General features: G+C 63.6%; 26 protein-coding genes. 12 read left to right on the plus strand and 14 right to left on the minus strand.

The window, feature by feature from the left end; translation table 11 throughout:
* Nucleotides 1–64: 64 nt before the first annotated feature.
* The 3 genes from ACFSUD_RS00510 to ACFSUD_RS00520 are packed head-to-tail and all read right to left on the minus strand — an operon-like array spanning nt 65 to nt 3,674.
* Nucleotides 65–1,450 carry a sensor histidine kinase gene (locus ACFSUD_RS00510; RefSeq protein ID WP_386370332.1) on the minus strand — a complete coding sequence of 462 codons (1,386 nt, stop codon included), beginning with the start codon at nt 1,448–1,450 and terminating at the stop codon, nt 65–67.
* Nucleotides 1,451–1,464: 14 nt separating this feature from the next.
* Complete coding sequence (locus tag ACFSUD_RS00515; protein ID WP_386370335.1) at nt 1,465–2,883, minus strand: dihydrolipoyl dehydrogenase family protein; 1,419 nt, start codon at nt 2,881–2,883, stop codon at nt 1,465–1,467.
* Entirely contained in the window at nt 2,880–3,674 is a 795-nt protein-coding gene (locus ACFSUD_RS00520) for a TVP38/TMEM64 family protein (RefSeq protein ID WP_386370337.1), read from the minus strand. Before ACFSUD_RS00520 ends, ACFSUD_RS00515 begins: the two co-directional genes overlap by 4 nt.
* A 311-nt stretch (nt 3,675–3,985) precedes the next feature.
* On the opposite strand from ACFSUD_RS00520, the gene rpmH reads away from it, so the two are divergent.
* The 12 genes from rpmH (at nt 3,986) to ACFSUD_RS00580 (ending at nt 13,629) form a co-directional block, all read left to right on the plus strand.
* A complete protein-coding gene (gene rpmH / locus ACFSUD_RS00525; RefSeq protein WP_007118882.1) occupies nt 3,986–4,120 on the plus strand; it encodes a 50S ribosomal protein L34 in 135 nt (44 codons plus the stop codon).
* Between the two features lie 25 nt (nt 4,121–4,145).
* On the plus strand, nt 4,146–4,562 hold the full coding sequence (gene rnpA, locus ACFSUD_RS00530) for a ribonuclease P protein component (protein ID WP_386370340.1): 417 nt from the start codon (nt 4,146–4,148) through the stop codon (nt 4,560–4,562).
* The gene (gene yidD, locus ACFSUD_RS00535) at nt 4,559–4,783 is read left to right on the plus strand and encodes a membrane protein insertion efficiency factor YidD (RefSeq protein WP_386370342.1); all 225 of its coding nucleotides are present in this window, start codon (nt 4,559–4,561) and stop codon (nt 4,781–4,783) included. Before rnpA ends, yidD begins: the two co-directional genes overlap by 4 nt.
* Before the next feature lie 63 nt (nt 4,784–4,846).
* Complete coding sequence (ttcA, locus tag ACFSUD_RS00540) at nt 4,847–5,737, plus strand: tRNA 2-thiocytidine(32) synthetase TtcA (protein WP_386370345.1); 891 nt, start codon at nt 4,847–4,849, stop codon at nt 5,735–5,737.
* 73 nt (nt 5,738–5,810) lie between these two features.
* Nucleotides 5,811–7,358: a putative bifunctional diguanylate cyclase/phosphodiesterase gene (locus ACFSUD_RS00545; protein ID WP_386370347.1), complete on the plus strand. Its 1,548-nt coding sequence runs from the start codon at nt 5,811–5,813 to the stop codon at nt 7,356–7,358.
* 147 nt (nt 7,359–7,505) lie between these two features.
* Complete coding sequence (yidC, locus tag ACFSUD_RS00550) at nt 7,506–9,335, plus strand: membrane protein insertase YidC (RefSeq protein ID WP_386371081.1); 1,830 nt, start codon at nt 7,506–7,508, stop codon at nt 9,333–9,335.
* Complete coding sequence (locus ACFSUD_RS00555; RefSeq protein ID WP_386371082.1) at nt 9,335–10,075, plus strand: MOSC domain-containing protein; 741 nt, start codon at nt 9,335–9,337, stop codon at nt 10,073–10,075. Before yidC ends, ACFSUD_RS00555 begins: the two co-directional genes overlap by 1 nt.
* A 1-nt stretch (nt 10,076) precedes the next feature.
* Nucleotides 10,077–10,727 (plus strand): ribosome biogenesis GTP-binding protein YihA/YsxC, encoded by a 651-nt coding sequence (yihA, locus tag ACFSUD_RS00560; RefSeq protein WP_386370350.1) that lies wholly within the window; start codon nt 10,077–10,079, stop codon nt 10,725–10,727.
* Between the two features lie 41 nt (nt 10,728–10,768).
* A complete protein-coding gene (gene argB / locus ACFSUD_RS00565) occupies nt 10,769–11,632 on the plus strand; it encodes an acetylglutamate kinase (RefSeq protein WP_386370353.1) in 864 nt (287 codons plus the stop codon).
* 41 nt (nt 11,633–11,673) lie between these two features.
* The gene (locus ACFSUD_RS00570; RefSeq protein ID WP_386370356.1) at nt 11,674–12,468 is read left to right on the plus strand and encodes a sterol desaturase family protein; all 795 of its coding nucleotides are present in this window, start codon (nt 11,674–11,676) and stop codon (nt 12,466–12,468) included.
* On the plus strand, nt 12,465–13,190 hold the full coding sequence (locus ACFSUD_RS00575) for a ferredoxin (protein ID WP_386370359.1): 726 nt from the start codon (nt 12,465–12,467) through the stop codon (nt 13,188–13,190). Before ACFSUD_RS00570 ends, ACFSUD_RS00575 begins: the two co-directional genes overlap by 4 nt.
* Nucleotides 13,123–13,629: a SixA phosphatase family protein gene (locus ACFSUD_RS00580; RefSeq protein ID WP_386370361.1), complete on the plus strand. Its 507-nt coding sequence runs from the start codon at nt 13,123–13,125 to the stop codon at nt 13,627–13,629. The genes ACFSUD_RS00575 and ACFSUD_RS00580 overlap by 68 nt, the downstream gene beginning before the upstream one ends.
* Before the next feature lie 27 nt (nt 13,630–13,656).
* Here ACFSUD_RS00580 and ACFSUD_RS00585 read toward each other — a convergent pair whose 3' ends face one another.
* From ACFSUD_RS00585 to rplQ, 11 genes are all read right to left on the minus strand, one after another.
* Nucleotides 13,657–14,448 (minus strand): amino acid ABC transporter ATP-binding protein, encoded by a 792-nt coding sequence (locus ACFSUD_RS00585; RefSeq protein WP_386370364.1) that lies wholly within the window; start codon nt 14,446–14,448, stop codon nt 13,657–13,659.
* Between the two features lie 12 nt (nt 14,449–14,460).
* Nucleotides 14,461–15,780 carry an amino acid ABC transporter permease gene (locus ACFSUD_RS00590; protein ID WP_386370368.1) on the minus strand — a complete coding sequence of 440 codons (1,320 nt, stop codon included), beginning with the start codon at nt 15,778–15,780 and terminating at the stop codon, nt 14,461–14,463.
* A 1-nt stretch (nt 15,781) separates the two neighbouring features.
* Nucleotides 15,782–17,050 (minus strand): amino acid ABC transporter permease, encoded by a 1,269-nt coding sequence (locus tag ACFSUD_RS00595; protein WP_386370371.1) that lies wholly within the window; start codon nt 17,048–17,050, stop codon nt 15,782–15,784.
* 125 nt (nt 17,051–17,175) lie between these two features.
* Nucleotides 17,176–18,192: an amino acid ABC transporter substrate-binding protein gene (locus ACFSUD_RS00600; RefSeq protein WP_386370374.1), complete on the minus strand. Its 1,017-nt coding sequence runs from the start codon at nt 18,190–18,192 to the stop codon at nt 17,176–17,178.
* Nucleotides 18,193–18,382: 190 nt separating this feature from the next.
* Nucleotides 18,383–19,096 carry an ATP12 family chaperone protein gene (locus ACFSUD_RS00605; protein ID WP_386370377.1) on the minus strand — a complete coding sequence of 238 codons (714 nt, stop codon included), beginning with the start codon at nt 19,094–19,096 and terminating at the stop codon, nt 18,383–18,385.
* Nucleotides 19,093–19,776, minus strand: coding sequence for an HAD-IA family hydrolase (locus tag ACFSUD_RS00610; RefSeq protein ID WP_386370379.1), 684 nt, complete (start codon nt 19,774–19,776; stop codon nt 19,093–19,095). The genes ACFSUD_RS00605 and ACFSUD_RS00610 overlap by 4 nt, the downstream gene beginning before the upstream one ends.
* The gene (locus tag ACFSUD_RS00615; protein WP_386370382.1) at nt 19,773–20,822 is read right to left on the minus strand and encodes an RluA family pseudouridine synthase; all 1,050 of its coding nucleotides are present in this window, start codon (nt 20,820–20,822) and stop codon (nt 19,773–19,775) included. Before ACFSUD_RS00615 ends, ACFSUD_RS00610 begins: the two co-directional genes overlap by 4 nt.
* The gene (crcB, locus tag ACFSUD_RS00620; protein WP_386370384.1) at nt 20,819–21,199 is read right to left on the minus strand and encodes a fluoride efflux transporter CrcB; all 381 of its coding nucleotides are present in this window, start codon (nt 21,197–21,199) and stop codon (nt 20,819–20,821) included. The genes ACFSUD_RS00615 and crcB overlap by 4 nt, the downstream gene beginning before the upstream one ends.
* 48 nt (nt 21,200–21,247) lie before the next feature.
* Nucleotides 21,248–22,561: a replication-associated recombination protein A gene (locus ACFSUD_RS00625; RefSeq protein ID WP_386370385.1), complete on the minus strand. Its 1,314-nt coding sequence runs from the start codon at nt 22,559–22,561 to the stop codon at nt 21,248–21,250.
* A gap of 3 nt (nt 22,562–22,564) precedes the next feature.
* The gene (locus ACFSUD_RS00630; RefSeq protein ID WP_386370388.1) at nt 22,565–23,938 is read right to left on the minus strand and encodes a trypsin-like peptidase domain-containing protein; all 1,374 of its coding nucleotides are present in this window, start codon (nt 23,936–23,938) and stop codon (nt 22,565–22,567) included.
* Nucleotides 23,939–24,072: 134 nt separating this feature from the next.
* Nucleotides 24,073–24,489 (minus strand): 50S ribosomal protein L17, encoded by a 417-nt coding sequence (rplQ, locus tag ACFSUD_RS00635; protein WP_386370391.1) that lies wholly within the window; start codon nt 24,487–24,489, stop codon nt 24,073–24,075.
* Nucleotides 24,490–24,526 lie beyond the last annotated feature (37 nt).

The following is a 24,526-nucleotide window of genomic DNA, read 5'->3' on the forward strand; positions in this document are numbered from 1 at the left end:
TTCTTTCACGGTTTGTCGATTTTTTTCCACACGGCACCCCGGGGCCTGTCGGCGAAGTAACTGCTCAGAGCGTGCCATCGCCTTTGGGCAGCAGAATACGGAAGCGGGTGCCGTCCTCGCCGGTTTCGAGCAGATCAAGACTGCCGCCGTGGCCGCGCACCAGTTCGGCGGCGATCACCAGACCGAGCCCGGTGCCGCCCTTGCGCGTGCCGCCCTGGAATGGCGTGAACAGATGTTCACGCGCGCGCGGCGGCAGGCCCGGGCCCGTATCGGATACGTCGATATGCCAGGCCGCCTCGTCCTCGCCGCCGCGCAGGCTGACCTCGCCCGTTGACCCCGAGGTGGCGATGGCCTGTCGCGCATTGCGGATCAGATTGGCGAGCACGCGGTAGATCTGCTCGGGATCGGCGCGGATCAGCATGTCGGCGGGAATTTCGGTGCGGAAGCTGATCTGGGCGCTGTCCACGGCCAGACGCTCGCCGTCGATCACGTCCTCCACCAGCTCGGCCAGCCTGACCATGGTCAGGGTCGGTCCGGGCTCCTCCGCCTTGCCAAAGGCGAGCGTGGATTCGCACAGATGCACGGCACGGGTGATTGAGCCGACGAGCTTCGGCGCCATGCGCTTGACCGCCGGATCTTCGGAGGCTTCGATCCGGTCGGTGAAGAGCTGCGCCGAGGTCAGGATATTTCGCAAGTCATGGCTGATCTTGCTGACCGCCGCGCCGAGCTGGGCCAGTCGCTCCTTCTGCTTGAGCGCCTGGGTGAGTTCGGTCTGCAAGGTCTTGAGCGCCTCTTCGGCCTCGCGCAGCTCGGTGACGCTGGCTGAGGGCAGAATGATCCGGCGCGCGTCTTCCGGCGCACGGGCGTAGCGCTGCATATGTCCGACGACTCCCTTGATCGGCTTGAGCAGCAAGGCCCGCATGGCCAGAAACAGCAGGAAAGCGGTGATGACCGAGATCACGGCCGAAAGGGCCAGGATGCGGATACCGTAGTCGATCATCGCAGTGCGCATCGGCGCGGATTCCATCGTCACCTCGATCAGCAGCCCGGCTTCGCGTACCGGCGCGCCGATCACCCGGATCACGTCATTGGCAGGGCGGAAGAGCCGCAGCATCGCATCGCGGATCAGGGTCGCAGCAGAGGCGTCGCGCAGGTCGTAGGTCGCCGAAATCGGCTCCGGCAGGGGCGAGGAAAGCATCAGCTGACGCGCCTCGTCACGGCGCAGCACGACGTTGAAGACCTCGGCATTGCGCAGCAGCTCGTCCTCCAGCGCCGGATCGATCATCTCCTCGGCGAGCAGCGCCAGCGAGGCGATCTGAGCGCGCTCCAGCCGGTTGAGCATGTATTCCTCGCGAAACCGCGCGATCGAGGGCACGAAGATCAGCACTTCGGCCAGCATCACGAAGATCGTGGTGAGGATCAGCAGGCGACCGGACAGGGAATTGATCATGCCGGGGCCGTCCGTCAGGGCAGCAGCCGCTGCACCAGCCGCACCGCCTTCTTGACCAGGGCACTGTCGAACAGTCGCGGGCTGAAATAGGCGCCAGCCGCACGTTTGTTGATCTCGCCATAGCTTGGATAGGGGGCCACCATGGCAGCAATCTGGCGCATCTTCAGGCCATTTGCCAGCGCCAATGACCAAAGCGAGATCAGCTCGCCCGCCTGATGTCCGTAGATCGACGCGCCGACGGGTCGGCCCTTGACCACCATCAGCTTGATCAGCCCCTCGCTCTTGCGCTCGGCGATGGCACGGTCGTTTTCGTCATAGGCAAAGCGCACCACTTCGAGCTTCTCGCCATGGGTATCACGTGCCTGAGCCTCGGTAAGTCCCACCTGCGCCAGTTCCGGCGCCGTGTAGGTCGCCCAAGGGATGTGACGGGTCTTGGCCCTGGAGGGCAGCGAAAACAGCATCGAGCGCAGGATCACCCCGGCCTGATAGGCTGCCACATGGGTGAATTGCATTCCCCCCGTTACATCGCCGATCGCATAGACCCGCCGGTTGGAGCTGCGCAGGCTGGCATCGACCTTGATGCTGCCCTTGACGGTCTCCACTCCGGCCTTGTCCAGATCGAGCCGTTCCGTATTGGTCTTGCGCCCGACCGCAACCAGCAGATGCGAGCCCTTGAAGACCCGACCATCCCCGGCCTCGACTTCAATGGCGCCAGCTTTCCCGCGGATCTCCGCGGCGGTGGCGCCTTCTTCGATCACGACGCCCTCATCGCGCAAGCTTTGCAGCAGCAGCGCAGCGAGCTCGGGGTCATCCTTGCCCAGCGCCCTGTCGCCTTCGATCACGGTGACCTCGCAGCCCATCCGCCGATGCGCCTGCGCCATCTCGATCCCGATCGGCCCACCGCCGATGATCAGCAGGTGCTCGGGCTTGACGCGCAGATCGAAGAGGGTCTCGTTTGTTTCATATGGAACATCGGCGAGCCCCTTGATCGGCGGCACCAGCGGCGAGGAGCCGGTGGCGATCACGATGCGCCTTGCCGTAATGATCGTATCGCCCGCCTGCACCTCGCTTTCGGAGATGAAACGCCCGTATTCGCGGATCACATTGACGCCGAGCCCTTCAAAGCGTGCCTTGCTGTCCACCGGGGCGATCTTGGCAATGATCTGCTGCACGTGGTCCTTGGCGGCCGCGTAATCGACGGCGCCGGGTGCATTCTCGACCCCAAAGGCTGCGCCGTGGCGCTGGCCGTACGCCACCTTGGCGCTGGCCAGCAGCGCCTTGGATGGCACGCAGCCGTAATTGAGGCAATCCCCGCCCATTTCATGGCCTTCAAGCATCACCACATCGGCACCCATCTGCACCGCGCCGGCCGCCACCGACAGGCCGCCGGACCCTGCGCCGATGACCAGAACATCCGTCTTTATCCGCTTCATTTGAGCAATTCCTTCCGGCCGGTCACGGCCTTGATCAGTACCGGCAACAACGACAGCGCACAGAGGCCCAGCAGCGGCAACAGGATATGAGGTTCGAAGATGATCCCGAGATCGGGGGATTCGCCACGTGCAAAGACCGCACCGAGCCCCGCCCCCACGGAGGTGAAGATCAGCGCGCCGGGAATGATGCCGAGAAAGGTGGAGATCGCGAAACGATAGAGCGGCACCGCCAGGAAGGCGGGAATCAGATTGGCAACGAAGAAGGGCACCGCCGGCACCAGCCGGATGAAGAATAGCATGGACCATTGATTCTCATCGAGCCCGCGCTTGACCTTGCGTACCATCCCCTCCGAGGCATCGAGCCGCTGCTTGAGCTGCTCCCCAAGTCCGAATCGCGCCGCCGTGAAGATCAGCATCGCGCCGATCGTGGCTCCGGTCACGTTGAACATAACCCCAAAGACGGTGCCGAAGAGAAACCCGCCGGTCAGCGTCGCGATCGTGCCACCCGGCAGTGAGAAGCCCACGATAACGACATAGGCGACGATGAACACCACGACGGTCAGCAGATAATGATCGTCGCGAAAGGCGATCAACGCCTCGCGGTTGTCGCGCAATGTCTCGAAGCTGAGGTAATCGCGCAAGGTAAACGCCCCGACGGCAGCGACCAGTGCGATGACGATCAGCGGCAGATACCGGATCAATGTCGGTTTTTTCCCGTCCCTTTCAGTCGCATCGCCATTCCCTGCACTCTGGCTGTCTGCACTGTTGTTCTCGGCATCGTTATCGGGCATGTGAACTCTTTCCGCGCAAGGAACCAGCGCCGGGAGCCGCCGCTTTCCCTCAAGATGGCCCGGAAGCCCGACGCTGCACAGGGGTTTCACGCGCGCTTGATCGCAGGTGTGGGAATCGCGGCTCAAAGAGCAATCGCGGCGGAAAGCTGAAATATTTCCCGCGACTTCGGGAAAATTTCTTGCAGCTCACGCCGATTTTGTGCCCGAAGGGTTTGACTTGGCCGCCTCGCGGCTTTAGAGCACGGGCCTGAATTGATCTAAGGCGCTGCGATTCCGTGGCGGCGCTTAACTGAATTTGTGGAGACGGCGCGATGAAACGCACCTTTCAACCTTCGAACCTCGTGCGCAAGCGGCGCCATGGTTTTCGTGCGCGCATGGCAACCAAGGCCGGCCGCAAGATCATCAACGCACGCCGCGCACAGGGCCGGAAGTCGCTGAGCGCGTAATCCGCGCTTCGTGGACCAGAGCAGCATGACACCGCCGGAGGCATTCCCAGCAGGCAGCAACGCCGCCAGCGGGGACAGTCCACCGGCGGTGTCATTTCGCGTACGGACACTGCGCCAACGCCGCGATTTCCAACGCGCCACACGGGCGCAGAGCACGGCGATGCCCGGCTTCATCCTGCAGATGCGCAGGCGCGCGCCCGACGAAGCCGAAGGCATTCGCGTGGGCTATACCTGCTCCAAGAAAGTCGGCAATGCGGTCGCCCGCAACCGCGCCAAGCGCCGCCTGCGAGAGATCGCTCGGCTGACCCTGCCCTTCGCGGGACAGGACGGTTGCGACTATGTGCTCGTCGGCCGCAAGGACGTCACAGCCACCCGTCCGTTCGACCTGCTCCGCGCCGATCTGGTGAAGGCGCTGAGCGTCCTGCATGGCAAGCGCAGATGAGCCCGCTCGCCCGGCTGTTCGCCCTGCCGGTACGCCTCTACCGGCTGGTCTTCAGCCCCTGGGTCGGGTTCAACTGCCGCTACCATCCGACCTGCAGCGCCTATGCGCTGGAAGCGCTCGAAAAACACGGCGCCTTGCGGGGCGGCTGGCTGGCGCTGCGGCGCATTGCCCGCTGCCATCCCTGGGGACGAAGCGGCATCGACAACGTACCGGACCGGTGATGGCACCTATGGACTGGCGCAGAATCGCTCTAGTGAAGAGTCGAACATAACCGAGGACCCCCGATGCTGGATCAACCCGACGACATCCACCCGCTGTTTTACGGCGCGCCGCAGAGCACCGAGTTTCGCAAGCTGCGCAAGCGGATCGTACGGATGACCCGCGAGGCGATCGAGCAATACGGCATGATCGACCCGGCGGCCGACGTGGATGCGAAAAAGCCGCGATGGCTGATTTGTCTCTCGGGCGGCAAGGACAGCTATACCCTGCTCGCGGTGCTGCACGAGCTGCAATGGCGTGGCCTGCTGCCGGTCGACCTGCTGGCCTGCAATCTCGATCAGGGCCAACCCGGTTTCCCGGCGACCGTATTGCCGGGATTCCTCGAAAAGATGGGCGTGCCGCATCGGATCGAATATCAGGACACCTATTCTATCGTCATGGACAAGATCCCGGCGGGGCGCACCTTCTGCGCACTTTGCAGTCGCCTGCGCCGGGGCAATCTCTATCGCATCGCACGGGAAGAGGGCTGTTCCGCCGTGGTACTCGGCCATCATCGCGACGATATTTTGGAAACCTTTTTCATGAACCTGTTCCACGGCGGGCGTCTGGCGACGATGCCGCCGAAACTGCTCAACGAGGAAGGCGATCTCTTTGTCTATCGTCCGCTTGCGCATGTCGCGGAAGCCGATTGCGAAAAATTTGCCACGGCAATGAAGTATCCGATCATTCCCTGCGATCTCTGCGGTTCGCAGGACGGTCTGCAACGTCAGCAGGTCAAAGCGATCCTCGACGGCTGGGAACGCAATTCCCCCGGCCGCCGACAGGTAATGTTCCGCGCCCTGACCAACGCCCGGCCCTCGCATCTGCTCGATGCGAAATTATTCGATTTTGCCGGGCTGCAGCGCGATTGTGGCGGGATTGAGGAAAATCCTCAGGACAAAGTCCCGGGCGATTAACCCGCGCCGAACCCGGCTTGGGCTACATCACTCCTGTCTGAGCGCCTTGGGGCGCCGTTGGTGGAGGATCGCGATGTCATGGAGCAAGAGCCAGGCGCCGACGGGGCGGCAGGGGCGCCTCGCGTCGTTGATATCGAGTCCGCAGGCGCTTGCCTTCATTCCAGCGCTCACGCTGGCCGCCTTCTGGTTCGGCGGCGAGGCGGCGTTGATCGCGGTCGCGGTCTGCCTGCCCCTGCTCTACCTGCTCTGGGTCAGATGGGGTGCCGCCCTGCCCGGCCGCGTATCACGCGACGATATAAGCGGCCTGTTTCAGCGCGCCGCCTTTGAGGAATTGGTAAGTGAAATCTGCACCCGCAGCCGCGCACAGGGCCGCCATTCGGCCACCTTCTACGTGGCGATCGAGGATTTCGATCAGCTCAGCGAGCGTTTCGGCCAGACCGCCGCCGACATCGCGATACAGCGTAGCGGCGAACGGCTCTTGGCGGTGCTGCGCGCTGATGACAATGTCGGACAGATGGGCGATGCACGTTTCGCCGTCTGCCTCGCCCCGGTGCGCCAGCTCGATCTGGAGCTCTGCATCCAGATGGCCGGACGGCTGCAGGCCGCGCTCGAAGAGCCGATCTCGGTCGACGGGCTTTCGATCTATGTTTCGGCCTCCGTCGGTTTCTGCCAATTGTCGCGCGCCCCCGGCACCGCGCCAGAGGACTGGCTGCAAGCTGCGGCCACCGCGCTGCGCAAGGCGCAGCGCCACGGCCCCTCGGCGGTCAGGGCCTTCTCCGAGCAGATGCGCCGCGATACGCAAGGCCGGGCGGAACTGCGCGAAGACGTTGCCCGGGCGCTGGAAGCGGGTCAGATTCAACCCTGGTTCCAGCCGCAAATCTCCACCGACACCGGAGAGATCACCGGGTTCGAGGCCCTGGCACGCTGGAACCATCCGTCCCGCGGCATGATCTCGCCGTCCGATTTCCTGCCCGCGATAGAAGAGGCCGGGCTGCTGGAACGGCTGGCCGAGGTAATGATGTATCACAGTTTCGCGGCGCTCAAAGCCTGGGACGGCGCCGATGCGGAAGTGCCGCAGGTCGGTGTCAATTTCGCCGGATCGGAGCTCAACAATCCGCGGCTGCTCGACAAGATCAAATGGGAGCTCGACCGTTTCGATCTCAGTCCTGACCGGCTGGCTGTCGAAGTGCTGGAAACCGTCGTGGCCAGCGCCCCTGACGACATGATCACCCGCAATATCAACGCGCTCGGAGCGCTCGGCTGCCGCATCGATCTCGACGATTTCGGTACCGGCCATGCTTCGATCGCGTCGATCCGCCGCTTCTCGGTCAGCCGTATCAAGATCGACCGTTCCTTCGTCATCAAGGCGGATCGCGATCCCGAGCAGCAGCGGATGATTTCCGCGATCCTGACCATGGCCGAGCGGCTCGATCTCGAGACCCTGGCCGAAGGTGTCGAGAGCGTTGGCGAACATGTGCTGCTTGCCCAGCTCGGCTGCGATCATGTGCAGGGATACGGGATCGCCCGGCCGATGCCCTTCGAACAGACGCTGGACTGGATCGCGCGACACAGGGCGAAACTGCGCGATGTGCCGCGGATCATGGATGGCAAGACCACGTGAGCGTCACGCCCATTTCCGCGCAAAGCCGTGCCGAGAAGTGCTGCCGTCCCGTCCGGCGCGGCAAGTTTACCCGGTTTCCCCTTGACCTTTGCCGCCGCACTCTGTTGAACCCACGCTGATATCAAGAGGCATCAGGTGAACGTCCCCATGGACCAGCAGAACAAGAATCTCATCCTCGCTACGGTTCTCAGCTTTCTGGTGATCCTGGTCTGGTTCGTTGTCTTCCCACCCCCGGAGCCGGAAGCGCCACTGGAAAGCAGCATCGAAAGCAGCGAGAGCGCGCCCTCCGCCGCCACTCCCGTGCCGAGCGCCGCACGCGACGCCGCAGCACCGACCGAGGAGCCTGCCGACAGCAGCGCGCAGGGCGCGGCGCTCGACAACGCCCCGCGGGTGGCAATCGCGACCGAACGGCTCAGCGGCTCGATCTCCCTGCTCGGCGGACGTATCGACGAACTCTATCTCAACGATTACCGTACCTCGCTCGACGAGGACGCGCCGATCGTCGAACTGCTTTCCCCCGCGGGATCGAACGATGCCTATTACGCGATGCACGGCTGGGCGCCCGGCGCCGAGCTCGATGCTGCTTCGGTGCCCGGTCTCGACACGGAATGGGCCCTCGCCGAAGGCGACACGCTTGGCGTCAACAAGCCGATCACCCTAACCTGGGACAATGGTCAGGGGCTGATCTTCACCCGCAGGATCGCCGTTGACGAGGATTTCATGTTCACCGTGAGCCAATCGGTGCGCAACGAAGGCGAGACGCCGGTCAGCCTTGCCCCCTACGGGATGATTGCCCAGCATGGCGAGCCGCAGGACGTGAAGAGCTTCTTCATCCTGCACGAAGGCGCCGTGGCGATGGCCGATGGTGAGCTGAGCGAGATCGACTGGGACAATATCCCCGATGCCGAGGTCGATGCGAAATTGGGCCGCCCGGCCATCGTCACCGATGATGTGCAGGAAGGCTGGATCGGCTTTACCGACCACTACTGGCAGGCAATGCTGATCCCCGGCGCAGGCCAGAGCTTCGATCAGGCGCTGACCTATGATCCGCGCTCGGATATCTACCGCGCCTTCGCGACCATGCCGACGGAGACCGTGGCCCCCGGTGCCAGCACCGAAGTCACCTCGCAATTCTTCGCCGGGGCCAAGGAATGGGAAACGCTGCGCGAATACGAAGCCAAGGGCGTGGCCAAGTTCATCGATTCGATCGACTGGGGCTGGTTCTTCTTCCTCACCAAGCCGATTTTCTGGCTGCTGCATCACCTGAACCAGCTCATCGGCAACATGGGCCTGGCGATCATCGGCCTGACCCTGTTGATCAAGGCGCTGCTGTTCCCGCTGGCCTATAAATCCTACGTCTCGATGGCCAAGATGAAAGAGCTTCAGCCGCAGATGGAGAAGCTCAAGAAGGAAGCGGGCGACGATCGTCAGAAGATGCAGCAGGGCATGATGGAGCTCTACAAGCGCGAGAAGGTAAACCCCGCCGCGGGTTGTCTGCCGATCCTGCTGCAGATCCCGATCTTCTTCTCGCTCTATAAGGTGATTTTCGTCACGATCGAACTGCGCCACGCGCCCTTCTTCGGCCCGTTCCGCGATCTTTCGGCCCCGGATCCGACCTCGCTGTTCAATCTCTACGGGCTGCTGCCCTGGACAGCGCCGGAAACCGGCTCCTTCATGGCGCTGATCTTCATCGGCATCCTGCCGCTGCTCCTGGGTATTTCCATGTGGCTGCAGCAGAAGCTGAACCCGGCGCCCACGGACCCGACCCAGCAGATGATCTTCGCCTGGATGCCTTGGGTGTTCATGTTCATGCTCGGCGGCTTTGCCAGCGGGCTGGTGGTCTACTGGATCGCGAACAACACGATCACCTTCATCCAGCAATACCTGATCATGCGCAGCCAGGGCTACAAACCCGACCTGCTCGGCAACATCAAAGGCGGTTTCACCCGCAAGTCCAAGCCGGATCCGAAAAAGTGATGCAGGTCGCCCAGATTTTCCGCCATCCGCTGAAAGCCCATGGTGAGGAAGAGCTGCGCGACGTGACATTGCACGAAGGGCAGTCGATGCCCTTCGACCGCATCTGGGCCGTCGCGCATGAGGCGGCCAAGGTGAGCCCGGGCGCATGGGCGCCCTGCGCCAATTTCAGCCGCGCCGCCAAGGTGCCAACGCTGATGGCGATCCGCGCCGCGTTCGATCAGGACAGCGACATGCTGACCCTGAGCCATCCGGAACGCCCCGAACTTTGCTTCGATCCGGACAGTGAAGAGGCGCGGTATCTCGAGTGGATCGCGCCTTTGATGCCGTCGGACCGGGCGCAGCCGATGGGTATTGTGCGGCTCGACAAGCGCGGATTCACCGACAGCCCCTATCCTTGCGTGAGCCTGTGCAACAGCGCCTCGCTTCGCGAAGTCGAAGCCCAGCTTGGTCAGCCGCTTGCGCGGGCGCGCTGGCGCAGCAATTTCTGGATCGACGGGCTCGCCCCCTGGCAGGAATTCGACCTTCTCGGACGCGAGATCAGCATCGGCGACACCCTTCTGCGTATCCGCGACAGGATCCGCCGTTGCCTGGCCACCGCGGCCAACCCCGAGACCGGGAAGCGCGATGCCGATACGCTCGGGACCCTCAACTCAACCTGGAATCATCAGGATTTCGGCATCTATGCCGAGGTAATCCGGAGCGGCACTGTCGCCCGGGGCGACAAGATCAAGGTGCATTGACATGAAACTCCCCTTCCCCGTCGCCGAAGAGCCCGATCAATTCACCGCCGAAAAGGGCCGCCTGCTGTTTGCCGGTGAGACCGAATTCGTCAAGGGCGTGGTGGCGATGTCGGGACTGCCAGAGCCCGACCGGCTCGAGGTCTGTTTCGCCGGGCGCTCCAACGTCGGCAAGTCGAGCCTGATCAACGCGCTGACCGGGCGGAAGGGGCTGGCGCGTGCCTCCAACACGCCGGGGCGTACGCAGGAAATCAACTATTTCACCGCCGGTGAGGCGCTCTATCTCGTTGACCTGCCGGGCTATGGCTATGCCAATGCGCCGGTGCCGGTCGTCGAGAAATGGCAGCGACTGCTCAAGCAATTCCTGTCCGGTCGTCAGACGCTGCGCCGCGCCTTTGTGCTGATCGACGCGCGCCATGGCGTCAAGAAGGTGGATGAGGAAATCCTGTCGCTGCTCGACAGCTCGGCGGTGACCTTTCAGGCGGTGCTGACCAAGGCCGACAAGGTCAAGGAGGCGGAACGTCAGAAAGTGCTCGACCAGGTGCGCGAAGCGTTGGCCAGACATCCGGCGGCCTATCCCGAGATCATCGTCACCTCCTCTGAGAAGGGCTGGGGCATCCCGACATTGCGCGCCACCATCGCAACGCTGGAATAGCTGGTCCGCCGCGCTATGCTGCGTTTCCCGAAGGTCAAGAGATGAGAACACAAGACATGAACCGCGACTGGATCGCCACCGCCCGCACCCTGTCACAGGCTCTGCCCTATCTGCAGCGCTATGCCGATGCCACCGTGGTCATCAAGCTTGGCGGTCACGCCATGGGCAGCGATGCCGCGATGGAGGAATTTGCCCGCGACGTGGTGCTGATGCGTCAGGTCGGGGTCAATCCGGTGATCGTCCATGGCGGCGGGCCCATGATCAACGAAATGCTCGACCGGCTGCAGATCAAGTCGGATTTCAGGAACGGCAAGCGGGTCACCGACGAAGCGACCATGGAAGTGGTCGAGATGGTACTGGCCGGGCGGGTCAATGCCAAGATCGTGCAGGCGATCTCGGCGCAGGGCGGGCGCTGTGTCGGCCTGTCGGGCAAGGACAGCGGGTTGATCATCTGCGATCAGGAAGACCCCGACCTCGGTCTTGTCGGCGAACCTTCCGAGGTGAATCCGCGTCTGCTGCGCGACCTCGCGGAGAAGGGTATCATCCCGGTGATCGCACCGCTCGGCATGGGACGCGGTGGCGAGACCTTCAACATCAACGGCGACACGGCCGCCGGGGCCATTGCCGCGGCGCTCAAGGCCGACCGGCTGCTACTGCTCACCGATGTCGCGGGCGTCAAGAATGGCGCGGGCGAGGTCCTGACCGAGCTCACCGCCAGCCAGATTCGCGAGATGGTCGCCGACGGGACCATCGCGGGCGGCATGATCCCCAAGACCGAGACCGCGCTTGCCGCGCTAGAAGGCGGCGTCCGGGCGGCGGTGATCCTCGACGGGCGTGCGCCCAATGCCTGTCTGCTGGAGCTGTTCACCGAACATGGCGCGGGCAGTATCATCCGCAAGGGCTGAGTAGCCATTGCGCCCTGCCCTGATCGGCCTATCCTGCGGGTATGGAACATGAGGCGCTGATCCGGCTGGCCATCTTTCTCGGCCTGTTCGCTATACTGGCGGGGGCCGAAGCATGGATGCCGCGCCGGGACCGACGTCAGCCACAAGCGCGGCGCTGGCTGACAAACTGGAGCATCCTCATCCTCGGCACCCTCGGCCTGCGCCTTTTGGCGCTTTTTCTGCCGTTGCTGGCGGTAGGGGCGGCGCTCGATGCGGCGGCGCAGGGTTGGGGCCTGTTCAACCGGCTCGACTGGCCGATCTGGCTGGAAATCCTGCTGGCGGTGCTGATCTTCGACTTCGCGATCTGGCTGCAACATCTGATCACCCACAAGGTGCCCTTGCTGTGGCGGCTGCACCGGGTGCATCACGCCGATGTCGATATGGATGTGAGCACCGCGATCCGCTTCCATCCGGTCGAGATCGCCTTGTCGATGCTGCTGAAGATAGGGCTGGCCTATCTGCTCGGTCCGGCCGCGCTTGCGGTGATTCTGTTCGAGATCCTGCTCAACGGCACGGCGCTGTTCACCCATGCCAACCTGCGTCTGCCGCTGCCGCTCGATGCGCTGCTGCGCAGGGTGTTCGTGACTCCCGACATGCACCGGGTGCATCATTCGGTGCATCGCGTCGAGCATGACAGCAATTACGGTTTTGCGCTCTCGATCTGGGACCGCCTCTTCGGCACCTACCGCGCCCAGCCGCGCGACGGTCACCAAGGCATGGTCACGGGCCTGAAATGGCAGGACGGCCGCCCGGCGCGGCTGCTCTGGTCGCTGGCCCTGCCGTTCACCCGAAGATGAGCCTCGACGATATCGAGCACGCCGCGGCAGCGCAGGGTCTGATCGTGATGGGCGCGCTGCATCCGCGCCGCCATGTCGGGCTTGCCGAAACCTGCGGAACACTCGTGCTGATCGGCGCCGGGCCGGGCTGCTGGCCAATTTTCACGTCCGCGCCGGAATATTTCGATGGCCGGGCCGACCCGCTCGATCGCTGGTCAAAGCGGGTGTTGGCATCTTTGCTGCCCGGGCTTCGCTATCGCTGTATCTTTCCCTCTGACGGCCCCCCTTATGCACCGTTCATCGCTTGGGCGCTGGCTTCGGGACGGTTCTTTCATAGCCCGACCGGGATGATGGTGCATGAGCGCGCCGGGCTGATGATCTCCCTGCGCGGAGCACTGGCCTTCCAACAGGAACTGCTCCTTCCTGCAGCGACCGCAGAACACCCCTGCGAGCGCTGCGCCAACCGACCCTGTATCAATGCCTGCCCGGTCGATGCCCTGTCGGATCGGCACCTTTACGACGTGCCCCGCTGCAAGGCATTCCTGGCGACAGCGGCGGGGCGATCTTGTATGAGCGAGGGGTGCGAACTACGCCGTGCCTGCCCGATCAGTCAGAATTTCGACCGCAACCCGGCGCAATCGGGCTTTCACATGCGCGCCTTTCTCGGAGAACAAGATGAAACGCCTGATCCTGATGCGTCATGCAAAGTCCGACTGGTCCGGGGGGCCGAACTCGGATCATGAGCGCCCGCTCAACAAGCGCGGGAGACGCAGCTCCGCGGCATTGGGGGACTGGCTGCGCGAACAGGAACTGGAGCCGGATCAGGTGCTCTGCTCCTCCGCCATACGCACCCACGAAACACTGCTCCGGCTGAGCCTGCCCGAAGACCTGCCCGTGACCCTCACCCGTGATCTCTATCTGGCCGAGCCCGAAGAGATGCTCGCGGTGCTGCGCAGCGCCACTGGCGATTGCGTGCTGATGCTGGCGCATAATCCGGGCAGCAGCATCACGGCGCGGCGACTTCTGGCGCAGGTGCCGGAGCATCCGCGTTTCAGCGCCTACCCGACCGGCGCGACGCTAGTGGCGGATTTCGATATCGATAAATGGCAGGATCTGCGCTGGGGAAGTGGCGTCTGCTGCGACTTCGTGGTGCCGCGCGACCTTCCCGCAGCGGACAGCTAGGGCGGGGTTGCCCCCGCCCTACCGGTGTCAATGGCCGAGGATCTGGCTAAGGAACAGCTTGGTGCGCGGCGATTGGGGATTGTTAAAGAACTCCTCTGGCTCGTTCTGCTCGACGATCTGGCCCTCATCCATGAAGATCACCCGGTTCGCCACCTGACGGGCAAAGCCCATCTCGTGGGTGACGCAAAGCATGGTCATCCCCTCGTGGGCGAGCTCGATCATCGTGTCGAGCACTTCCTTGATCATCTCCGGGTCAAGCGCCGAGGTCGGCTCGTCAAACAGCATGATGCGCGGACGCATGCACAGCGACCGGGCGATCGCCACGCGCTGCTGCTGACCGCCCGAAAGCTGACCGGGATATTTATGCGCCTGCTCGGGGATCTTCACCTTTTCGAGGAAATGCATCGCGGTTTCCTCGGCCTCTTTCTTGGGCGTCTTGCGCACCCAGATCGGCGCGAGCGTGCAGTTCTCAAGGATCGTCAGATGCGGAAACAGGTTGAAGTGCTGAAAGCACATGCCGACCTCGGAGCGGATCTTGTCGATGTTCTTCAGATCCGACGTCAGTTCGGTCCCGTCGACGATAATTTGCCCCTGCTGGTGCTCTTCCAGCCGGTTGATACAGCGGATCAGCGTCGATTTGCCCGAGCCCGAAGGCCCGGCAATGACGATGCGCTCCCCGCGATGCACCGTCAGGTCGATGTCGCGCAGGACGTGAAAGCTGCCGTACCATTTGTTCATGTTGGTGATCTGGATGGCGATCTCGTCGGAGACTTCCAGCTTGGTCGGGTCGATCACGTTGCTTGTTGCCGGCTCAGCCATGGCTCAGCTCCTTTAGTGAGATGTCTTGAGCTTGCGCTCAAGGTACATGGAATAACGGGACATCGAGAAACAGAAGACGAAGAACACCGCTCCGATGAAGATGAAAAGCTCCCAGTAGATACCGTTCCAGGCGGTATCGGCGCGGATCGCCGAGGCCAGTCCGACTGGGTCGAACATCGAGATGATCGAGACCAGGGTGGTATCCTTGAAGAGCCCGATGAAGGTCGAGACGATGCCCGGAATCGAGATCTTCAGCGCCTGCGGCATGATCACCAGCCGCTGCGCCTGCCAATAATCGAGCCCGAGCGAATCGGCGCCTTCGTACTGACCCTTCGGCAGCGCCGCGAGCCCGCCGCGGATCACCTCGGCCAGGTAGGCGGCCGAGAACAGGGTCACCATGATCATCACCCGCAGGATGATGTCGAAATTGGTGCCCGGCGGCAGGAAGATGTTGAGAAGCACCGAGGCCACGAAGAGCAGCGTGATCAGCGGCACGCCGCGAATGAACTCGATGAACCCCACGCAGAGCGATTTCACGATGAACAGGTCCGACCGCCGTCCCAAGGCCAGGATGATGCCGAGCGGAAAGGCCGCGAGGATCGCCGTGACGCCGATGGTGATCGACAGCATGAAGCCGCCGAACTCGCGGGATTGCACCGACTCGATGCGCATTGGCACGATCCTTGCCAGATCGGTGGCGATTGCCGGGCCGAGGTAGAGCCACCAGATCACCGGCACGATCACCGCCGCAATCACCCCGATCAGGCTGCTGGTCCAGCGCGAGACGAGGATGAAGACGCCATAGCCGATCACGAAGCCCATCAGCGCGGAGACCGGATGCCAGATCGACCCGCCCCAGAGCAGCCAGACATCGATGAACGGAAACACCGGCAGCAGATAGAGCAGCGCCCGCGGGGCGCGGTGAAAGAGCACCGGTGTGATTGCCAGCAGGAAGATCGCGAAGGCCAGCACCGGACGCCAGTAGAGATCCGAGGGATAGAAACCGAACATCAGCTGCTGCCAACGGTCGCGGATCACGCCCCAGCAGGCGCCGCCGCCATGTTCGCCGCCCCGGCCGAGCGCGGCGAGGATCTCGCGGCATTCGGTAAGCGAGGCGGCCTCCCAGGTGGGCGAGATGAACCACGGCACCAACTTGTAAAGCGCCAGGAGGATTACCGCGCTCGATACGATGGTCATCAGCGTGTTGACCCAGCCGGAGAACAGGTTTTCCCGTCCCCAGCCGATCAGGCCGACAGTCGAGGGGGGCGGTGCCTTCTGCGGCACCATCGTGTCGCGGACATAGGCGACCGTTTCTGCATGTGTGTCGCTCATGTTACCGCTCCACCAGTTGCATGCGATTATTGTACCAATTCATGAAGCTCGATACGATGAGCGAGATAACCAGATAGATCAGCATCCCCAGCATCACCGATTCAAGTTCGCGTCCGGTCTGGTTGAGGGTGATCCCCATCAGCGTCCCGGTGATGTCCATGTAGCCGACAGCAATGGCCAGCGAGGAATTCTTGGTAAGGTTGAGATATTGCGAGATCAGCGGCGGGATGATCACCCGCAGCGCCTGTGGCAGGATCACCAGGTTCATCACGCGCTTGGGGCGCAGTCCCAGCGCCGCGGCGGCTTCGGACTGGCCCTTGTTGATGGCCATGATACCGGCGCGCACGATTTCGGCGATGAAGGCAGCTGTATAGAGCGACAGGGCCAGCCACAGCGCAATCAGCGAATTGCGCATGTAGGTACCGCCCCGGAAGTTGAAGCCCTTGAGTTCGGGATAGCCGAGGTGAAACCCGAGCGCGATCAGCAGCGCCAGGATCGGCAGCACCACGACGCCGAGCCGCAGATACCAGGTGGTCGGGCGCCGCCCGGTCTTTTCCTGAAGGCGTTCGGCGCGATGCTTGATCTGCGCGGAGGCCCAGAAGCTGGCGACCAATACGATCACGATGGCGATCAGATCGAGGCTGACATCAAAGCGCAGCGGCGAATTGCCCAACAGATGCACATCCCCGAGGCTGCGCGAAAACAGCGGTTCGGGCGCATAGACACCGCGATTGGTGATCGCGACGGAATCAAACAGCACCATCGAAGCGGCCGGATCCTCGCCGCGGAAGGCATTGGGCGCAGGCGGGATCTCGATCATGATCGCCATCGCGAGAATGATCCAGAGCAGCACCGGAATGTTGCGGAAGAATTCGACGTAGAAGGTCATCAGCCGACCAACCAGCCAATTCTTCGACAGACGCGCGACCCCGATCAGAACGCCTAGTATGGTCGCCAGCACACAGCCCATCACGGCGACCAGCAGCGTGTTCAGAACCCCCAGGAAGGCGGCGCGCAAGTGGCTGTCCTGCGAATTGTAATCGAGCAGCCGCTGGTTGATGTCATAGCCGGCCGTCTCTGTCAGGAAGCCGAAATCGATCTCCTTGCCGAGCGCGTCGAGATTGGTCAATGCGTTGTTGATCAAAAAGCCGACCAGCGTCAGCACCCCGATCAGCGCCACTACCTGGATCGTGATCGACCGATACCGGGTGTCGTAGAGCAGCATAGAGAGACGGAACGACTCCCTGGGGGGATCGGTGAGAGTTGTCATCTGTATTTTCCCTGTAACCCGGCCTTGTTTTCTTGCGTGCCTTTGCTGGCACGGTCGGTCCGGTGTTTATTGTCGTGTCGTCCAGGTGCTGAAGGGCGCAACTGGTGCGCCCTTCAGCTCAGGATTTAGCGGAACGGCGGCGAGTACAGCAGGCCGCCATCGGTCCATTGTGCGTTCAGCCCGCGTGCAAGGCCGATCGGAGTCTCTTCACCGATGTTCTTGGCGAAGATCTCACCATAGTTGCCCTCAGCCAGGATCGCGTCCTTGGCCCAACCGGCTTCGAGGCCCAGCATCTCGCCGAGGTTGCCTTCGGTGCCGAGCAGACGCGCCACTTCGGGGTTGTTGGTGTTGCCGGCCATCTCTTCGGCATTGGCCGAGGTCACGCCCAGCTCTTCGGCGGCGATCAGCGCGTTCAGGGTCCAGCGCACCACGTCGCCCCATTCGTTGTCGCCATGGCGCACGAGCGGGCCGAGCGGCTCCTTGGAGATGATCTCCGGCAAGAGCACATGGTCGCCCGGGGTTTCGAAAGTCGCGCGGGTCGAGGCCAGACCGGATGCGTCGGTGGTATAGGTGTCACAGGCACCCGCCAGATATTGCTGCTGGCCCTCGGCATTGGTCTCGATCGGCACCGGCTCATAGCTGATGTTGTTGGCACGGAAGAAATCCGCGAGGTTCAGCTCGGTGGTGGTGCCGGTCTGGATGCACACGGTGGCCCCGTCGAGATCCTTGGCCGAGGAAACGCCCAGCTCCTTGGGCACCATGAAGCCCTGCCCGTCATAATAGTTCACACCGACGAAATCGAACTTCAGGTCGACGTCACGGCTGAAGGTCCAGGTGGTGTTGCGTGCCAGCAGGTCGATCTCGCCGGAGGCAAGCGCGGTGAAGCGGGTCTTGCCGGTGGTCGGAATGAACTCGACGGCCTGCGGATCGCCCAGCACGGCGGCGGCGACGGCGCGGCAGACGGCGACGTCAAAACCGTTCCATTCGCCATTCGCGTCCGGTGCCGCGAAACCGACGAGCCCGGTGGTTACGCCGCAGTTCAGCTTGCCACGTGCCTGGACATCTTCCAAGGTTCCGGCCGCCGCAGCGCCGGCCACGAGGCCCGCGACAGTCAACGTGCCAAAAATTACGGTTTTTTTCATTTTTACCTCTTCCTGATATTTCCGCCACGTAGTCGGGCGGTTAAACCGGTTCATTCGCAAACCGGATGCGATACTGGCAGAAAATCGCCTGCTCAGTCGCGTCAGTGTGGGCGGAATTCCGACAGGTCGTCAAGGGCGCGATGGCCGAGTTACCTTGCGTCTGAGCACATCACCCTAGGTAAACTCGCCCTTATTGTGCGCTGGCGAGGGAGAACATGCGCTTTGCGTGCAGGAAACTTTGTTTCTTGAGGGCCGCGACCGCTTCCGCGTCATCATCCTGCCCCCATTGTTCGGCCTGCCAGGCCTCATCGAGCCGCGAGATATCCCAGAGATCCTCCGCTTCCCGCGCGCCCTCGGCGGCCGCAAATCCAATGATCAGCGAGCCCGAAAGGCTCACCAGATCGTAAAAGGCGGCGAGTTCGAAATCGCTCATCTGCCGGACTTTCTGTTGCAACCGCGCGAGCGTCGCGGCGTCCTGTGGCGCGTGGATGACGCCGGTGCGAATCGCCAACTCGGCGCCAAGCGCATCGCGCGCCCAGTCGAGCAGCGGATCCCAAAGCTCTGCCTGCCGCGCCACCAGCTCTGCGGGGGCTTCGGCCCGGTAGCAGAGCAGGTCGGCATCGCCATAGGCGGCAAGCATGTCGGCCACCTCGTCATGCTGCACGGCAACCTTGTCGATCGCCGCATTGGCGGTCCGGGTCACCGGCATCGTCGTCGGGTCGATCGCCTTCTCCTGCGCCTGCCATTCCGCCGCGACAGCCGCCGCCATTGCCTGCGTCGGAAGGGTCAGCGGCCGTTTGCCCGGTGTCCTGACCGTACGACCGTCAAGTTCGACGCCAAAGCCGCCCTCCCGCGCCACGATACTAGCATTTGTCCAGAATCGCTTGGCTTTCCATTCACTCATGCCCCAAGGCTCCACATTTCTTCGATGAGACCGGACAGCGAAGCGAAATCATCGATCAGGTGATCGGCGCGGCAAAGCTGCTCCTTCGGATGATAGCCCCAGCTCACCCCGACGCCCCGCACTCCGGCGGCAGCGGCCATCTCCATGTCATAGCTGGTATCGCCCAGCATCAGCGTATGTTCGGGCGCGACGCCGGTCTCGCGCATCGCCTCCAATATCATCGAGGGATGCGGTTTGGACGGGTGAAAATCGGCGACTTGCCGGGTTATGAAGAAATGCTCGAGCCCGTGCCCTTCGATCAGCTTGTCGAGCCCGCGTTTGGACTTGCCGGTGGCGATTCCAAGCAGGACATCCGGCATCGCATGCAGACGTTCCAGGCAGTCAAGCGCGCCGGGATAGAGTGGCGAGGAAGCCGCCACGCCACTCTGCGCGCGCAGGCCCATATAGGCATCCTTGTAGCCCTGCACCATCAGCGCATGGTCCGCCGCCGATCCCCCTGCCGCCAGCCGCGGCACCGCAACGTCAAGCGACAGGCCGACGATGGACAGCACCGCCTCGCGTTTCGGTGCGGGCAAACCGACTGCCGCAAAGGCCGCACCCATCGCCGCCACGATGTCACCCTGGCTATCCACCAGCGTCCCGTCGACATCGAAGATCACCAGCCGCAGCGGGGCGCTCACGCCCAATCCTCCTCGAACGGGTCGGCAGGCACGTCCGAAGGCGACCATTGGAACGTGTCCCAAGTGCGCTGCATATGTTCGGGCATCGGCGCAATCAGGTTGAGCCGCGCCTTGGTCACCGGGTGTTCCAGCGTCAGCGAACGTGCGTGCAGATGCAGCTTCTTTGAAATGTCACCGCCGAGCTGCGCGCCCCAGCCATCGCCCAGGTTGTCCTGCCCGGAACCGCCATATTTACCGTCCCCGACAATCGGATGACCGATTTCCGCCATATGGGCACGCAGCTGATGGGTCCGCCCGGTCACCGGGATCAGCGCCGCCCAGCAGGTCCGCGTCCCGGCCTGCGCGAGCACGGCGTAATCGGTCGTGGCGCGCTTGGCGCCCTCGGTCGCGTCGATGTCACGCGGATGCACACAATGCATCTTCTCGCCCTCACCGCGCGCACCATGGCCGCCCGCCTTGACCAGACCGAACTTGATCTGCCCGTTCTTTGGATGCGGCACACCGGCCACGGCGGCCCAGTAGATCTTGCGGGTCTCGCGGTGCCGGAAACTCGCGGTCAGCGCGGCGGCGATACTGCGGGTGCGCGCCATGATCAACACGCCCGACGTGTCCTTGTCGAGCCGATGCACCAGCCGCGGTTTTTCGTCGAGTTCGAACATCAGCGCCTCGGCCAGCGCATCGACATGCCGATCCGACTGACCCGAGCCACCCTGCACCGGCAGTCCCGGCGGCTTGTTGAGCGCGATCACGTAATCGTCCCGATAGATCACGCAGGAACGGATGAACTTGGCATCCGCATCCGTCACCCGCGTGCGTTTCGGCGGCGGCGGCGCATCACTGTCGGGTAATGGCGGGATCCGCACCTGCTGGCCGACCTCAAGCCGGGTCGAGGCCTTGACCCGCCCGCCGTCAACACGGATGTCGCCCTTTCGGCACATTTTCTCGACCAGCCCCTGCGAGATCTGCGGAAACTGCCGCTTGAACCAGCGATCGAGCCGCTGCTCGCCATCGCCCTCCTCGACGCTGCGTATCTGGACCCTGCTCATAGAAATATCCCTCTCGCCAGCCACAGGCCAATGAACAGCCCCGCCACCGACAATACCACGGACAGCGCCACGTAAAGCCCTGCCGAGGCGAATTGCCCGCGTTCGATCAATGTTACCGTCTCCAGCGAAAATGCCGAGAACGTGGTGAATCCACCCAGCAGCCCGGTCATCACGAAGGGACCGAGCGGCGCAAGCCCGCGCTGTGCCGTTACAATGACAAAGACCCCCATCAGCAACGACCCCAGAATGTTGACACTCAGGATCGCCAGCGGAAACTCCCCCGGCCCGGTCAGCCGCAGCATTGCCACGCTGCAAAGATAGCGCAGCGAGGCGCCAATCGCGCCGCCGAGCGCAACGAGTGTGAGGGTCGAAATCATCCGCGGTCTGTCTCGCCTATCCGCGGCAATGTCAAGTTTGCCTGGTTCTTACGTCTGGTCGTCGCGCTTCAGCCGCAGCTTGCTGAAATAATCCAGCCGCTTTTTCAACTCACGCTCGAACCCGCGTTCGACCGGCGCATAGAGCACCGGGCGTTTCATCGTCTCGGGGAAATAATTCTGCCCCGAAAACCCGTCCTCGGCATCATGATCATAGGCATAGCCCGCCCCGAAGCCCTGTTCCTTCATCATCTTGGTCGGCGCGTTGAGGATATGCCGCGGCGGCGGTTCCGAACCGGTCTGTTTCGCCGCCTTGCGCGCGCCCTTGTAGGCGACGTATCCGGCGTTGGATTTCGGTGCTAGCGCCAGATAGGTCACCGCCTGGGCCAGCGCCAGCTCGCCCTCAGGGCTGCCCAGCCGCTCGAACGTTTCCCAGCTCTGCAGGCAGATCGCCTGCGCCTGCGGATCAGCGAGGCCGATATCCTCCACCGCCATGCGGGTGATGCGCCGCGCCAGGTAACGCGGGTCCTCGCCCCCCTCCAGCATCCGCGCAAACCAGTAGAGCGCCGCATCCGGATCCGAACCGCGCACCGATTTGTGCAGTGCCGAGATCAGGTTGTAATGCGCATCACCGCCCTTGTCATATTGCGCCGCGCGGCGCATCAGCCGCTGCCCCAGCGCGGTCTTGCCGAGCTTGCCCTCGACCTTCCAGGCCGCGACCTGCTCGATCAGGTTGAGCAGTGCCCGGCCATCGCCATCGGCCATCTCCAGCAGCGCCTCGCGCGCCTCGCCATCCAGCGGCAATGCGCGGTCCAGCTCGCCCTCGGCCCGTTGCGCCAGCCGCTCCAGATCGGAGAGCGGTAGCCGCTCCAGCACCAGCACCTGTGCGCGGCTCAGCACGGCGGCGTTGAGCTCGAAACTGGGGTTCTCGGTCGTCGCCCCGACGAGCAGGATCGTGCCATCCTCCATATGCGGCAGGAAACCGTCCTGCTGGGCCTTGTTGAACCGGTGGATCTCGTCGACGAACAGCAAGGTGCCCTGCCCGTTCTGGCGCCGGATCTTCGCCGCGTCGAAAACCTTGCGCAGCTCCGGAACGCCGGAGAAAATCGCCGAGATCTGCACGAAATGCAGATCGGTCTCGTCCGCCAGCAGCCGCGCGATCGTGGTCTTGCCGACCCCGGGCGGCCCCCAGAATATCAGCGATGACAGCGCACCGGATGCCAGCATCACCGTCAACGGCGCCTCGGGACCAAGCACCTTCTCCTGGCCTATCACCTCCGCCAGCGCCTTGGGCCGCAGCCGGTCCGCCAGCGGACGATGCCTGCTCTCGCGCGCCTCTGCGCCATTGTCGAAGAGATCCGCCATGGCCTAACTCCGGAACCGGAGGGCCAGACGCTGCGCGCCCCGCTGGACCATTATCTCGATCCGCCCCGCGCGCCGGTCAAGCGCCGCCAGCGCCTGTTTCGGCTCGGCCATCGTCGCGCCATTGATCGCAAGGATGACATCGCCCTGCTGCAACCCGATCCGCGGTCCGTAGCGTCCGGCATCGAGCACCGCGATCCCCTCCGCCTCGAGCGGCAGGTTAAGCTCGGAAATCACCGCCGGATTGATCCGCGACAGGGTCAGCCCGGGCAGCAGACTGTGCGCGCCCAGCGTCAGCGCATCGCGCGCAGGGTTCTCCGGCGCCGCCATGAGCAGCACCTCGATCTCGCCGGACACGCCGTCGCGCAGCCGGGTGATCCGCGCGCGCCCGCCCAACCCGATCACGCTCATCCGGTAGATCATCTCGGCCGGGCTGTGCACCTCCTGCCCGTCCACCGCGAGTATCACGTCGCCGACCGCCAGTCCGGCATCGCTGAACGGGCTAACAGGATGCAGCCCCGAAACGATGATCCCGCCGGGCCGGTCGAGGCCCAGCGGCGCCGCCATATCCGCATCCACCGACTGACCGCTGAGCCCCGCCCAGGGCCGCGCGAAACGCGTCTCCCCCTGCCGCGCCTGCGCGACGAAGGCGGCGACCAGATTGGCGGGAATTGCGAAACCGATGCCGTTGGAGCCGCCCGACCGGGTCAGGATCGACGTATTGATGCCGATCAGATTGCCCGCCATGTCGATCAGCGCGCCACCGGAATTGCCGGGATTGATCGGCGCGTCGGTCTGGATGAAATAGCCCTGCCCGCCGCCGTTCGGCCCGCCCGAGCGCGCCAGACCCGAAACGATACCGCTGCTCACCGTCTGCCCCACCCCGAAGGGATTGCCGATCGCCAGCGCCAGCTCCCCTACCTCGACGGCGTCGGAATCGCGCAGCGCAAGGAAGCTGAGATCCGCCGCCCCCTCGAGCTTCAGAATCGCCAGATCGCTGTCGGCATCGCTGAGCAGCACCCGGGCGGAAAACTCGCGCCGGTCCGAAAGGACGACCCGAATATCCGTGGCCATGCCGACCACATGGTAATTCGACACCACGATCCCGTCGGGCGACAGGATCACCCCCGAGCCCAGCGAATTCTGCACCCGGGGCCGCCCGGCGTCGGGACTGCGGAAGAAATGCTCGAAGAACGGATCCATCTGCAATGGCGTGCGGCGGCTCTGCACGATGCTGCGGGCATAGATATTGACCACCGCGGGGCGCGCCTGCTTGACCAGCGGCACGAAGCTCAGCTGCATCTGCGCGGCGGAATGCGGCACCTGCTGCGCCGCCAGGGGGGCGGCAAGCATCGCCAGGACAAGCAATAGCATTCTCATGGCCCAGATATGCGCAGGCCCGCCAAGAAGCGCAATCCTTCCGGCTTCTTCTGACTGAAAATACCTCTGCGCGCCCCCAAACAGCAAAAAGCCCCGCCAGAGGCAGGGCTTTCATAGGCAAACTTGCGCGTGTCTTATTCGGCGTCGGCTTCAGCGGCGACGCGGGCCTTGTCGGCGGCACCCTTGGCGTCACGGTCGCGATCGACGAATTCGATGATCGCCATCGGCGCCATGTCGCCATAGCGGAAACCGGCCTTCAGGATACGCACATAGCCACCCTGACGTTCCTTGTAGCGCGGTCCGAGGATGTCGAAGAGCTTGGCGACATACTGGTCTTCCTTGAGCTGCGCGGCCGCCTGGCGGCGGGCATGCAGGTCGCCACGCTTGCCGAGGGTGATCAGCTTCTCGATGATCGGGCGCAGTTCCTTTGCCTTGGGCAGGGTGGTCTTGATCTGCTCATGCTCGATCAGCGAGCCGGCCATGTTGGCCCAGAGCGCCTTGCGGTGCTCATGTGTGCGGTTGAGGCGGCGGTATCCACGTGCGTGACGCATGTCTTGTCTCCAATAGTGTGGCCCTCTACGGGCTGTT

This window comes from Sulfitobacter aestuarii, from assembly GCF_042685005.1.
GTDB classification, from domain to species: Bacteria; Pseudomonadota; Alphaproteobacteria; order Rhodobacterales; family Rhodobacteraceae; genus Sulfitobacter; species Sulfitobacter aestuarii.